Here is a 13,003-nt window from a genome sequence, read left to right as displayed (position 1 = left end):
AGCAGTAGTCCCATGCAGATCTTCGCCATTGTCGTCTCCCTCGCGATCGCCGTCGTCGGCGTCGTCTTCTTCGTGCGGGCGATCCGCTCGATGATCGGGGTCATCAAGGTCGGGCAGCCGGCGTCGCGCAGCGACAACCCCGGCAAGCGCACCGTGACCCTGCTGAAGGAGTCGCTGCTCCACACCCGGATGCTCCAGTGGCACTGGGTCGGCGCGGGCCACTGGTTCATCTTCATCGGCTTCGGGCTGCTGTTCTTCACCCTCGTCACGGCGTTCGGCCAGCTCTTCCACGCCGAGTTCGCGCTGCCGCTGATCGGCCACTTCTTCCTCTGGGAGTGGCTCACCGAGTTCGTGACGCTCGTGATGATCGTGGCGATCTGCGCCTTCATCGGCTACCGCGTCTCCCGGCCCAAGGAGCGCACCCGCGGCACCGACGGCCGCTTCTACGGCTCGACCATGTGGCAGGCCTACTTCGTCGAGTCGGTCATCCTCGGCGTCGGCCTCTGCATCGTCACCCTGCGCGGCCTGGAGTACGCCCTCGAGAGCGACTCGACCGCGTTCCACTACCCGCTGACGTTCTGGCTGGGCGAGGCCTTCTCCGGCATGTCCGAGGGCTCGCTGAAGAACGCGATCTACTTCGTGTCGATGCTGAAGATCCTCATCTCCTTCATCTGGATGATCACGATCTCGGTCAACCTCACGATGGGTGTCGCCTGGCACCGCTTCCTGGCCTTCTTCAACATCTGGTTCAAGCGCGAGTCCGCGGGCCGCGACACCGACGGCGCGACCACCGCCCTGGGTGGCCTCAAGCCGCTGACCTCGGCCGGCAAGGCGATCACCCTCGACGACATCGACGACCTCGACGAGGACTCCGTGCTCGGCGTCGGCTCGGTCGAGGACTTCAGTTGGAAGGGCATCCTCGACTTCACCTCGTGCACCGAGTGCGGCCGCTGCCAGTCGCAGTGCCCGGCCTGGAACACCGAGAAGCCGCTCTCCCCCAAGCTCCTCATCACCGCGCTGCGCGACCACGCCTACGCGAAGGCGCCGTACCTCCAGGCCGACGAGGACGCGCGACCCGCGCTCCTCGAGGGCAACGACACCCTGACCCAGGAGGTCGAGCGGCCGCTCATCGGTGACGAGTCGATGTACGGCGTGATCGACCCCGACGTGCTGTGGTCCTGCACCTCGTGCGGCGCCTGCGTCCAGCAGTGCCCCGTCGACATCGAGCACGTCGACCACATCGTCGACATGCGCCGCTACGCGATCCTGGTCGAGTCCAACTTCCCCGCCGAGCTCAACGGCCTCTTCAAGGGCCTGGAGAACAAGGGCAACCCGTGGAACATGTCGCCCTCGGCGCGCATGGACTGGGCCAAGGGCCTCGACTTCGAGGTGAAGGTCGTCGGCGAGACCATCGAGTCGCTGGACGAGGTCGACTGGCTGTTCTGGGTCGGCTGCGCCGGCGCCTACGAGGACCGGGCGAAGAAGACCACGCGCGCGGTGGCCGAGCTGCTCGACATCGCGGGCGTCTCCTTCGGCGTCCTGGGCAACGGCGAGACCTGCACCGGCGACCCGGCCCGCCGCGCCGGCAACGAGTTCGTCTTCCAGGGCCTGGCCCAGCAGAACGTCGAGACGTTCAAGGAGTACAAGGTCAAGAAGGTCGTCTCGACCTGCGCCCACTGCTTCAACACGCTCAAGAACGAGTACAAGGAGTTCGGCGTCGAGCTCGAGGTCGTGCACCACACGCAGCTGCTCAACCGGCTCGTGCGCGAGGGCAAGCTGACCCCGGTCACCAGCGGTGAGGGCGCCCACAAGCGCTCGATCACCTACCACGACCCCTGCTACATCGGCCGCCACAACGGCGTCTACACGCCGCCGCGCGAGCTGCTCCAGGTCCTGCCCGGCGCCGAGTTCGTCGAGATGGAGCGCAACTCCGAGAAGTCCTTCTGCTGCGGCGCCGGTGGTGCCCGCATGTGGATGGAGGAGAACATCGGCGAGCGGATCAACGTCAACCGCACCGTCGAGGCCGTCGGCACCGGTGCCGACCAGATCGCGGTGGGCTGCCCGTTCTGCCGCGTGATGCTCTCCGACGGGCTGACCGCCCAGCAGGCCAAGGGCGAGGCGCGCGAGGAGGTCGAGGTCCTCGACGTCGCGCAGATGCTGCTCGCCTCGGTCAAGGGCGAGGTCGCCACCAAGGCCAAGCCCGGCGAGGCCCCGGCCCCCGCCGCGAAGAAGGCCGAGCCCGCTTCGGTGGTCGAGCCTGCCGAGACCGAGGACGAGGCGACCAAGGCCGAGCCCGAGGCAGGCGACGCGACCCAGACCGAGGAGACCGTCACCGAGACGGCCGACGCGGGACCCGCGGCCAAGGCCAGCGGCGGCTCGTCGCTCTTCGACACCCCCGCCGAGGACGCCGCGGAGGCGCCGGCCGAGGACAAGCCGGCCACCGCCGATGCGGAGAAGCCCGTCGCGGACGAGGCGAAGGCGGCCCAGCCCGCATCGTCCGGCGGCTCGCTGTTCGACCTCGACACCCCCGACGCTCCCGCCGAGAAGGATGCCCCCGAGGCCGAGACCGAGGCCGAGGCCGAGACCCCGGAGCCCGCGGCTGCGGAGACCACGGCCGCACCCGAGGCCAAGCCGGCCGCGGAGGCGGACCTGGGGTCCGGGTCGCTCTTCGACCTCGAGGCCCCCGCCGAGGAGCCGGCCGAGGCCACGAAGGAGCCGGAGCCGGAGGCCGCTCCCGAGCCCGAGCCCGAGTCGAAGACCACGGAGGAGGCGAAGCCTGCGGCGACGTCCAGTGCCCCGGCTGCCGCACCCGCGACCGAGATCCCGGAGGGCGGTTCGCTCTTCGACCTCGAGGCCCCCGAGCCCGCTCCGGCTCCTGCCAAGCCGGAGCCCACCGAGGCGAAGGCCGAGCCCGAGCCGGAGCCCGAGCCGGAGCCCGAGCCGGAGCCCGAGCCCGAGCCCGAGCCCGAGCCGGAGTCGGAGTCGAAGCCCGAATCCGAGTCGAAGGCGACGGAGGAGCCGAAGGCCCCCGCCGCGCCGGCCGCGACGCCGTCCAGCGAGATCCCCGAGGGCGGCTCGCTGTTCGACATCGAGGCGCCCGAGCCCGCCGCCGCCCCGACCAAGGCCGAGCCCGTCGAGGCCCAGCCCGAGCCGGAGGCCGCTGCGGAGCCCGAGCCCGAGCCGGAGGCCGCCGCGGAGCCCGAGCCCGAGCCGGACACCGAGCCGGAGGGCGACCTCAGCCCCGGCGCCGCGATCAGCGCCGCCGCGACCGCCGCCGCCAGCGGCGCGAGCGAGGACGCCGAGTCCGAGCCGGAGGCCGAGCCGGAGCCCGAGCCGGAGCCCGAGCCCGAGGCAGCAGCGGAGCCCGAGCCCGAGCCCGAAGCCGAGCCGGAGAAGCCGAAGCCGGCCAGCAGCGGCGAGGCCCACGAGCCGAAGACCGACGTGGCCATCGACGAGGCCGGATCGCTCTTCGACCTCTGAGAGCCGCAGGACCGCCGACGTGGCGGATCCGGCGCACCTGGTGCGCCGGATCCGCCACGTTCGTCATTTCCGGGGGAGGCATAGCGTGGCGGCGACAGGAGGGCCATGGACGTCCAGACGTACGTCGACGCGCGGCACGCGATGCTCGTGCGCACCGCGGTGCTGATGGGCCGATCCTCCGCCCGGGCGCACGCGCTGGTGGCCGACGCCCTCGACCACTCAGCCCGCCAGGTCGCGCGTCACGACGACCCCGACCCGGTGGTGCTGCAGGCCCTCGTCGACCGGCTCCGCGCCGACCGCGAGGTCGACCCGGGCGACGCCGCGGTCGAGGACACCCTCGACGCCTACCGGGTCGTGTCCGAGGAGTCGCTGGCGGCACGCGAGGCGGTGGCCGCACTCCCGGCGGGTCTGCGCGATGCAGCGGTCCTCCTCTACTTCTCGCGGCTCCGGGCGCGTGACGCCGCGGCCGCGCTGTCCGTGCGCTCTCGCGAGGTGCCGGGCCTGGCCCGCGCCGTGCTGGGCGCCCTGCCCGCGGCGGACAGCGACGAGGCCGCCCAGGTGCTCGGCCTCGCCGGCGAGACCATCGCGGTCGACCCCCCACGACCCGTGGCCGCTGCGCCGGCGCGGCGTCTCCGCGGCGTGCTCGTCGCGGTGGCTGCGCTCGCGGCCGTCGTGGGCCTCGCGACACTGCTCCAGCCGGACGGCGCCCCGGCCAGGTCACTGCCTCCCGACCCGCCCGAGAAGCTCGGCGCCGACCAGGTCCCCTCGGTGTTCGGCCTGTCGACCGACGAGGCGGCGTCGATGCTCGAGGCGCGGGGGCTGACCGTGCGGCTCGCCGACTCCCCCGCCTGCGAGCCGGCCGACCGGGTCCTCGGCACCGACCCGACGACCGGCACCCTCGTCCGACGCCACGACGTGGTGACCCTGCTGACCGCGTCCCCCTCGGGCCCAGCCTGCGAGGTCCACTTCGGCGAGCGCACCCGGGCCTGGGAGTTCCTCGACTTCGCCGCCGGACGGGCCACCGCCCAGCCGGGCTTCGCCCCGACGGTCCGGGTCTTCCTCGACGGCGCGCCGGTCACGCGCCTGAGCGACCAGGAGGTCCTCTTCCGCGGGCCTGCGTGGGCGGCGGTCCTCGACCGGGTCACGGCCGCGACCCGACGGGTGGAGCTGGACGGCCGCAGCTACGCCGTGCCCCAGCTCACCGTGACGACCGGTGTCCCGCCGGCCAACGCGTGCGGGGTGCGACGGCCCGAGACAGTGGGCCGACGCCCCGCACTCGAGCTCGCCCTGGTGATGGCGACCGAGGCCGGGGGGTGCCCGTTCTCCGTCGACCTCTACACGCGCCGGGGAGCGATCGACGCGGTCGTCGTACGCAGCCCGGCGCCGCAGGGCGCGCGGGACGTCGCCCACCCCTGACGAGCGCCGTCAGCCGCCCATGTGGGGAGCCGTGTCGTCGCGCTCCACCTGGTCGGGGACGACGACCGGCTTGAGCCGCGCCCACGCCAGGAAGCCCACGCCGGTCGCGAGCAGGATCAGCCCGGCCCAGAGGTTGGCGTTGATGCCGCCGGTCTTGTCGGTCTCGGTGTCGCCGAAGAGACCCATGCCGAGCAGGATCACGCCGTAGATCGTGAGCAGCGAGCCGATGATGTTGCGGACGTCGAGCGCGCCCGCGGTCTTCTTGTCACTAGCCATGGGAGAGCCTCCTTCAGAACAGGGCGTTCAGGACGATGACCATGCCGAGGGCGAGGCCGGCGAGCGGGACGGTGCGACGGAACCACGGGTACGACGCCTCGTGCTCGTCGGTGCGCTGCTCGACCGGGGTCTCGGAGTAGACCAGGCCGACCAGCTCGGAGGCGGGCTTGGGCTGGGTCACCATCGAGACCGCGATGCTGAGCGCCACGTCGACGACGAAGGCGGTCGATGCGGCGAGGAACGCCGCGCCCTGGCCGCTCACGGGGATCACGCCGGTCGACGCCGACCCGAAGGCGTCCTCGGACAGGAAGGCGACCGCCACCGCCGACAGCGTGCCGGACACGAGCCCGACCCAGCCGGCCGTGGAGGTCATCCGCTTCCAGAACATGCCGAGGATGAACGTCGCGAAGAGCGGGGCGTTGAAGAACCCGAACAGCGTCTGGAGGTAGGTCATGATGTTGGAGAAGTTCGCGGCCAGCGAGGCCGTGAAGATCGCGACCACCGTCGCCGCCACGGTCGCGTAGCGACCGATCCGCAGGTAGTAGCCGTCCTCGCGGCCCTTGACGACGTAGTCGCCCCACAGGTCGTAGCTGAAGACGGTGTTGAACGCCGAGATGTTGGCCGCCATGCCGGCCATGAAGGCCGCCAGCAGGCCGGTGATGGCCAGGCCGAGCAGGCCGTTGGGCAGCACGTCGCGCATCAGGAAGAGCAGCGCGTCGTTGTAGGTCACGCCGTCCCCGGAGGACCCGCCGGGGACCGTGCCGCCGGCCTTGAGCTTGGCCATCTCCGAGACCAGGACGGCCGCGATCATGCCGGGCACGATCGTGATGAACGGGACGAACATCTTCGGGAAGGCGCCGATCACCGGCGTCTTGCGGGCCGAGGAGATCGAGTCGGAGGCCATCGCGCGCTGGACCTCGACGAAGTTGGTCGTCCAGTAGCCGAAGGACAGCACGAAGCCGAGGCCGAAGACGATGCCGATCACCGAGACGACCGGGGAGTCGAAGCCGGACAGGGCCTGGCCCGGCCAGGAGTTGAGCTGCTGGTCGACGGTGGCGCCACCCTTCTCGGGGGCCACCTTGTCCATGAGCCCGCTCCAGCCGCCGACCTTGTGCAGGCCGATGAACGTCAGCGGGGCCAGCGAGGCCACGATGACGAAGAACTGGAGCACCTCGTTGTAGATCGCGGCCTTGAGGCCGCCGAGGGTGATGTAGGAGAGCACGATCAGCGCCGCGACGAGCAGGGCGACCGGGAGCGGCCAGCCGAGCAGGGCGTGCACGATGCTGCCGAGCAGGTAGAGGTTCACGCCCGCGATCAGCAGCTGCGCCACGGCGAACGAGATCGAGTTGACCAGGTGGGCGCCCGGGCCGAACCGGCGCAGCATGAACTCCGGCACCGACCGGACCTTCGAGCCGTAGTAGAACGGCATCATCACGACGCCGAGGAAGAGCATCGCCGGGATCGCGCCGATCCAGAAGTAGTGGACCGTGGGCAGGCCGAACTCCGCCCCGTTGGCCGACATGCCCATGATCTCGACCGCGCCGAGGTTGGCGGAGATGAAGGCCAGGCCGGTCACCCAGGCGGGCAGCGAGCGCCCCGACAGGAAGAAGTCGAGGGAGTCCGAGACGCGGCGACTGGCCATCCAGCCGATGGCGAGCACGAACGCGAAGTAGATGAAGACGATGAGGTAGTCGACGGGACTCGCATCGATGAGCGTGTCGCTCGCGAGTGCCGTGATGCCCGAGAAAGCCATGTGCGGCCCTTCCAGAATCCGTGGTGACAGCCTGCCCACCGTAGACCCGCCGCGCCGTTGACGTCACCCCGCCAGCACGTGACGTCAAAGTTGACGTCAGAAATGCTTGACGTGACATCACGGTGATGTCAGGATGACGCACATGGACATCACGCCGTACATCGACAGCCTCCGCCGGGACCTCGTCGCCGCCGCGGAGGCCGCCGGCCCGGAGACCCGCCAGGCCGCCGAGCGCCTCACCTTCGCCCTCGACCCGTCGGCCCGGCTGGCCCTGATGGAGGCCGTCTCCCAGGCGGCGGCCGAGATCACGGCCGAGATGCCGAGCGGCGGCGTCGACGTGCGGCTCAACGGCCGCGAGCTCGACTTCGTCGTGCAGAGCGCGCCGCTGGCCGCCCCCGCCCCGCCGGCCCCGCCGGCGCCCCCCTCCGCCGAGGAGATGGAGGAGGAGGGCGGCGTCGCCCGGATCACCCTCCGGATGCCCGAGTCGGTCAAGACCAAGGCGGAGGAGCTCGCGGCCCGGTCCGGCCACTCCCTCAACACCTGGCTGGTCAACGTCGTCCGGGCCGCCACCCGCGAGGGCGCGATCAACGTCGACATCGACCTCTCGAGCATCCCGTTCTTCGGCGGCGGCAACGACCCGTTCTCCGGCAAGAACCGCGGCAACCGCCGCATGACCGGCTGGATCTGAGCCCGGACCACCCCAGCAAACCCACTCAAGCCCCCACCGGGGACCAGCCTCCAGGCTGGTCCCGCGGACCAGCACACCCAGGAGCAGACATGCCCGAGCACCACTTCGAGACCCTCCGCCCCACCGCCCTGTACGTCGAGGTCGGCAAGGGCTCCGTGACGATCACCGCCACCGACACCACCGAGACCCTCGTCTCCGTCACCGGACGGGACGCCGACTCCGTCGAGGTCCGTCAGGACGGCGACGAGATCAGCGTCGTCGCCCCGCACCAGCGCACCGGCTTCCTGAGCGGTGACGCCCGGATCGACGTACGCGTCACGCTGCCCACCGACAGCGACCTGGCCGTCAAGACCGGCAGCGCCGACATCGCCGTCGAGGGTCGGGTCGGCACCGCCCGGGTCAAGAGCGGCTCCGGCGAGGTGCAGCTCGACACCCTGGGCGGCCCCGCCACCGTCGAGACCGGCTCCGGCGACGTCCGTGTCGCCGAGGCGCTCGGCGAGCTGCGGGCCAAGAGCGGCTCGGGCGACATCAGCGTCGGCCACGCCACGTCCGCCGTCTCGGTCTCGACCGGCTCCGGCGACGTCGAGATCGGCACCGCCAACGGCCCGGCCGTGGTGAAGACCGGGTCCGGCGACCTCAAGATCGTCGACGCCCAGGACGACGTCACCCTCACCAGCGGCAGCGGCGACCTCCTGGTCGGCACCGCCCACCGGGGCCGCTTCACCGCCAAGGGCGCCTCCAGCGACGTCCACGTCGGCATCCCCGCCGGCGTACCCGTCTGGACCGACATCTCCACCGTCTCGGGGTCGATCCGCAGCAACCTGCGCGGGGCCGGGGAGCCCGCCGAGGGCGCCGACCACGTCGAGGTCCGCGCCAAGACCGTCAGCGGCGACATCGTCCTGACCGAGGTCTGACCCACCCGTCCACGCCCACCACCCGCCAGTGAACCCAGGAGACCGCCATGAACGACACCCACCTCCTCATCGAGACCGAGGCTCGCCACCAGATCGCCGAGCGGGTCGCCCGCGCCGCGGGCCCGCGCATCCCGTCCGTCGCCCCGCGCCACAGGGTCGCCCAGCGGCTGCGCCGGTTCGCCGACCGCATCGACAACTGAGCACCGCACCCCCGCCACCGGGTCGTGCTGCTGGGAGTGCGCCGGGGCGCACCGTCAGCAGCACGACCCGGTGGCGTCAGATGGAGGTGCGGTGGAAGTTCTGGAACGAGCGCGACGGCGTCGGGCCACGCTGGCCCTGGTAGCGCGAGCCGTACTTCGCCGAGCCGTAGGGGTGCTCGCTCGGCGAGGTGAGCTGGAAGAAGCAGAACTGGCCGATCTTCATCCCCGGGTAGAGCTTGATCGGCAGCGTCGCCACGTTGGCGAGCTCGAGCGTGACGTGCCCGGAGAAGCCGGGGTCCACGAAGCCGGCGGTGGCGTGGGTGAGCAGCCCGAGGCGCCCCAGCGACGACTTGCCCTCGACCCGGGCGGCGATGTCGGCGGGCAGCGTCACGACCTCGTACGTCGATCCCAGCACGAACTCGCCCGGGTGCAGGATGAACGGCTCGTCACCCTCCGGCTCGACCTCGCGCGTCAGGTCGGACTGGTCGACGGCGGGGTCGATGTGCGGGTAGCGGTGGTTCTCGAAGACGCGGAAGAACCGGTCGAGCCGGACGTCGATCGACGACGGCTGCAGCATGTCGGGTTCCCACGGGTCCATCGCGATCCGTCCGGCGTCGATCTGGGCCAGGATGTCGCGGTCTGACAGCAGCACGGTCGCACCCTAGCCGACCCCCTCGGTGGCCGAGCCCGCCGAGACCCGAGAATGAACAGCATGTCGACCGCTCCCCCGTTCCACCGCTACGTCGCCCTCGGCGACTCCTTCACCGAGGGCGTCGGCGACCCCGACCCCACGCGGCCCAACGGCCTGCGTGGCTGGGCCGACCGGGTGGCCGAGGTGCTCGCGGGCCGCACGGACGACTTCGGCTACGCCAACCTGGCGATCCGGGGCCGCAAGCTCGACGGGATCCTGGCCGAGCAGCTCGAGCCGGCCCTCGCCCTCGAGCCCGACCTGGTCACCATCTACGCCGGCGCCAACGACATCCTCCGGCCGCGCGTCGACATCGACGGGCTGGTCGACCGCTACGACGCCGCGATCGGCCGGCTGGCCGCGACCGGGGCACGGGTGCTCGTGTGGACCGCTTTCGACCCCGGCGGCTCGGCGATCTACCGGCCGATGCGCGGCCGGTTCGCCCTCTACAACGAGCTCGTCCGTGCCGCCGCCGACCGGCACGGCGCCGACGTCGTCGACTTCTGGCGGCTGCGCGAGTACCGCGACTGGCGCTACTGGGACGCCGACCGCATGCACATGGGCCCCGCCGGCCACCAGCGGATGGCGACGGAGGTGCTCGACGTCCTCGGCATCGAGCACGCCCTCGAGGCGCACCCGCTCGCGGAGGTGGTCGTACCGCCCCGCGGCGAGCAGCTGCGCGAGCACGTGACCTGGGTCCGCGAGTCGGCCGCGCCCTGGGTGCACCGCCGCCTGACCGGGCGATCCTCGGGCGACCGGGTCAGCCCGCGCTACCCCGTCCTGGGCCGTCCCACCCTCGACTGAAACGCGCCTCAGGTGGGGTAGCATCCTCCCGCTGGTCCCGACCGGCGTGCGGATGTAGCTCAGTTGGTAGAGCGCGACCTTCCCAAGGTCGATGTCGCGAGTTCGAGTCTCGTCATCCGCTCCAGTCCCTCTCCCCCCACCAATGTCGCGCTCCAGAGCGCGACGCTCCCCCGAACGTCGATGTCGCGAGTTCGAGTCTCGTCATCCGCTCCAGACCGAAGCCGCGGGCCCGTTGGGTCCGCGGCTTCCTCCATTTGCCGCGAGACCTCTGTGACTGGTGTTGCGCTTGACTACTCGTGAGGTCAGCGGGGACAGTGGGGAGGCTCCCTCCCCTTCCCCGGTCTCGAGGTTCGTCGCCATGCCCCGCCCCCGCACGATCGCGATCGGCGCGTTCGCCGTCCTGCTCGCCGCCACCCCCTTCATCCCGCGCGGCGGGGGTAACGAGGGCGCGCTGCGCCCCTCCGGGAAGCAGCAGTACGCCGCCCTGCCGGGCGAGGCGACCGGCTACGGCCCGCTGACCGCCGACCTGCGCGCCGAGGTGGACCGCGTCGTCGCCCAGGGCCGGACGCTGGGCCGCATCTCCGGCAAGACCACCACCGACGCACTCGTGCGCGGGCTGGTGCGCTGCGCCGATTTCCAGGGCCAGACCTACTGCCTGCACTCGGGCTGGACCGAGAGCAGCCCGACCACCGTGCAGGCCCGGATGGCCGTCGCGGCCCGCACCATCGCCGCCCGGCCCGCCGCCGGCACCACCACCGGCGACCTCGACGTGCTGGCCACCCTCGACCGGGCCGCGGCGCTGTCGCCCTCGGCTCGGGCCGCCGCCGAGCGCGAGGAGCTCACCCAGGCCGCCCGTTCGGTGGCCAAGGTGTGGCTGCTCCGCCACGAGATCGAGGGCGTCCCGCTGCCCGCCGGCTTCCTGGCCCGGCACCCCGAGGCCCGCGCCGACGCGCCGGTCGCGGCGAAGGGCGCGTCGTCCTCGCCCAGCCCGAGCAAGTCACCCAGCCCCACCGCGAGCCCCAGCCCCTCGAAGCCGCAGCCCAAGACCCAGAAGGACTACCCCGCGCGCCGGGTCATCCTCGACACCAAGCAGACGGCCGAGCAGACCCGCACCTACTGGTGCGGCCCGACGTCGATGCAGATGATCACCTGGGGCTGGAAGGGCGTCGACAAGGGCCAGGCCTACTGGGCCGATCAGCTCCACACCACCAGCGGCGGCACCGCCATCAGCGACATGGTCCGCGTCGTCAACAACAGCACCGGCTGGGACCGCAAGGACCACGCCGGGCCCTACGTCGTGCTAGACATCGGCGACTGGTCCTTCAACCAGTGGATGCTGCTGACCATGCGCCACATCGTCGACTACCACGCCCCGCTCGTGCTCCACCCGATCCTGCTGAAGAAGTACTACCCCTACCTCGACGACGACGCCTCCGGGCACTTCCAGGTGGGCCGCGGCTACGACAAGAAGGGCGACAAGCCCACGCTGATCAGCTACTTCGAGCCGTGGAACCAGCAGCGCTTCGACCCCTCGGAGCCCTACATCAGCCGCGTCCAGTGGCGGACGGCGTACAAGAGCTACCGCGCCAACAAGGCCCACTTCCAGCACAACATCGGCGTCTGACGTGCGCCGGTACGCCGCCACCGCCGCCCTGCTCGCCGCCACCCTCGCGCTGGCCGGTTGCACCGCCGACAAGAAGCCGCTGGCCGGCAAGCCCCACGCGACCGCCTCGAGCGGCAGCCCGTCGAGCAGCCCGTCCACCTCTCCCGGCACCCCGCCCGCGACACCTGCCCTGCCCGCCGGCGGGACGGCCGACGAGCCGGCGCTGGTCGTGGCCGACCGCGACCTGCTCGACTGGAGCCCGGTCGGCGGCTCCACCGAGGCCACCGTCACCACCAACGGCGACTGGTCGCTGACCGTCGACAAGTCCGGCAGCCAGGCCGACCTCGAGGGACCCAGCTCGGCCTCCGGCTCGGGCAGCAGCGGCGAGCGGGTCACCGACGCCTTCCTCGACGACCAGTGGGCGGTCGTCGTGTTCGAGGACAAGCAGGAGACCGCGCCCAGCCGGGCGACGGTCACCGACCTTGCCACCGGCAAGACCTTCGACATCGACGGCCACTCCGACGTCCCTACCACGGTCGGCGGCACCTGGGCGATGGGCGAAGGGCACGTGCTGCACGCGACCGTGCACGGGCAGGGCTACTGCGTCGCCTCGGTCGACCTGGCCACCCGGAAGTCCACGCTCGGCTGGTGCGCGCCCCAGCGGCACGGCTTCAACGGCGCCCGGATCACCCCCGCCGGCGACTCGCTGCTCACCTTCGACGACAGCCACCCGTCCTGCCGGACCGTGGTGGCGCTCGACGGGACGACCACCACGCCGTTCGAGGGCGTCGAGGACTGCCACGGCTGGGACGGCCTGGTCACCGACGACGGCGCCGTCTGGTCGGTCGTGCCCCAGGAGAACAACGTCGAGACCGCCCGCTTCTTCGCCCGATCGGGCGACGCCTACTACGACCTCGGCCCGGGCTCGTCCGGCAGCCTCGTGTGGTGCGCGGGATCGGCGTACTTCGCCCGCGACCCGCAGCAGGACGGCGACCCAGCCCGGCTGATGCGCTGGACGCCGGGTGCCGGCCTCGACGTGGTCTACGAGTCGAAGGGCGGCCAGGCGTTCCTCGCGGAGCCCCGCTGCGGCGGCGACACGATGACGGTCACCTCACTCGCCCAGGGCGGCGACGAGCAGGTCAGCACCCCGCTGGGCTGAGGAGATCCGTCGGCTGGCCGAC

11 protein-coding genes and 1 tRNA gene are annotated in these 13,003 nt (G+C 71.8%); 9 read left to right on the top strand and 3 right to left on the bottom strand.

Annotation, left to right across the window (positions count from 1 at the left end; translation table 11 throughout):
• Positions 1 to 12 precede the first annotated feature (12 nt).
• Both EJF31_RS12275 and EJF31_RS12270 read left to right on the top strand, forming a co-directional pair.
• Entirely contained in the window at positions 13 to 3,480 is a 3,468-nt protein-coding gene (locus EJF31_RS12275; RefSeq protein WP_125037309.1) for a (Fe-S)-binding protein, read from the top strand.
• 105 nt (positions 3,481 to 3,585) lie between these two features.
• On the top strand, positions 3,586 to 4,896 hold the full coding sequence (locus EJF31_RS12270; protein WP_125037308.1) for a PASTA domain-containing protein: 1,311 nt from the start codon (positions 3,586 to 3,588) through the stop codon (positions 4,894 to 4,896).
• A gap of 9 nt (positions 4,897 to 4,905) precedes the next feature.
• Here the strand turns inward: EJF31_RS12270 and EJF31_RS12265 are convergent, their stop codons facing one another.
• A complete protein-coding gene (locus EJF31_RS12265) occupies positions 4,906 to 5,172 on the bottom strand; it encodes a hypothetical protein (protein ID WP_125037307.1) in 267 nt (88 codons plus the stop codon).
• Positions 5,173 to 5,185: 13 nt separating this feature from the next.
• Complete coding sequence (locus tag EJF31_RS12260) at positions 5,186 to 6,925, bottom strand: sodium:solute symporter family protein (protein WP_125037306.1); 1,740 nt, start codon at positions 6,923 to 6,925, stop codon at positions 5,186 to 5,188.
• 142 nt (positions 6,926 to 7,067) lie between these two features.
• On the opposite strand from EJF31_RS12260, the gene EJF31_RS12255 reads away from it, so the two are divergent.
• The 3 genes from EJF31_RS12255 (at position 7,068) to EJF31_RS21865 (ending at position 8,727) form a co-directional block, all read left to right on the top strand.
• Complete coding sequence (locus EJF31_RS12255; RefSeq protein ID WP_260430801.1) at positions 7,068 to 7,613, top strand: pilus assembly protein HicB; 546 nt, start codon at positions 7,068 to 7,070, stop codon at positions 7,611 to 7,613.
• A gap of 89 nt (positions 7,614 to 7,702) precedes the next feature.
• A complete protein-coding gene (locus tag EJF31_RS12250; RefSeq protein WP_125037304.1) occupies positions 7,703 to 8,527 on the top strand; it encodes a DUF4097 family beta strand repeat-containing protein in 825 nt (274 codons plus the stop codon).
• A 47-nt stretch (positions 8,528 to 8,574) separates the two neighbouring features.
• Positions 8,575 to 8,727 carry a hypothetical protein gene (locus tag EJF31_RS21865; RefSeq protein ID WP_185736226.1) on the top strand — a complete coding sequence of 51 codons (153 nt, stop codon included), beginning with the start codon at positions 8,575 to 8,577 and terminating at the stop codon, positions 8,725 to 8,727.
• A gap of 76 nt (positions 8,728 to 8,803) precedes the next feature.
• Here EJF31_RS21865 and dcd read toward each other — a convergent pair whose 3' ends face one another.
• On the bottom strand, positions 8,804 to 9,379 hold the full coding sequence (gene dcd, locus EJF31_RS12240; RefSeq protein ID WP_125037302.1) for a dCTP deaminase: 576 nt from the start codon (positions 9,377 to 9,379) through the stop codon (positions 8,804 to 8,806).
• Between the two features lie 60 nt (positions 9,380 to 9,439).
• Here dcd and EJF31_RS12235 point away from each other — a divergent pair, with 60 nt between their 5' ends.
• The 4 genes from EJF31_RS12235 (at position 9,440) to EJF31_RS12220 (ending at position 12,981) form a co-directional block, all read left to right on the top strand.
• Positions 9,440 to 10,219 (top strand): SGNH/GDSL hydrolase family protein, encoded by a 780-nt coding sequence (locus tag EJF31_RS12235; protein WP_125037301.1) that lies wholly within the window; start codon positions 9,440 to 9,442, stop codon positions 10,217 to 10,219.
• A gap of 48 nt (positions 10,220 to 10,267) precedes the next feature.
• Positions 10,268 to 10,343: transfer RNA gene (locus tag EJF31_RS12230), tRNA-Gly, on the top strand.
• A gap of 234 nt (positions 10,344 to 10,577) precedes the next feature.
• The gene (locus EJF31_RS12225; RefSeq protein ID WP_125037300.1) at positions 10,578 to 11,843 is read left to right on the top strand and encodes a C39 family peptidase; all 1,266 of its coding nucleotides are present in this window, start codon (positions 10,578 to 10,580) and stop codon (positions 11,841 to 11,843) included.
• A 1-nt stretch (position 11,844) separates the two neighbouring features.
• Positions 11,845 to 12,981, top strand: a complete 1,137-nt coding sequence (locus EJF31_RS12220; protein ID WP_125037299.1) for a hypothetical protein — start codon at positions 11,845 to 11,847, stop codon at positions 12,979 to 12,981.
• The last annotated feature ends 22 nt before the right edge of the window (positions 12,982 to 13,003 follow it).

Source organism: Nocardioides sp. LS1 (assembly GCF_003865225.1).
GTDB classification, from domain to species: domain Bacteria; phylum Actinomycetota; class Actinomycetes; order Propionibacteriales; family Nocardioidaceae; genus Nocardioides; species Nocardioides ginsengisegetis.
Note: the sequence above shows the minus strand (reverse complement) of the source record. Positions and strands in the feature narration are given on the sequence as shown.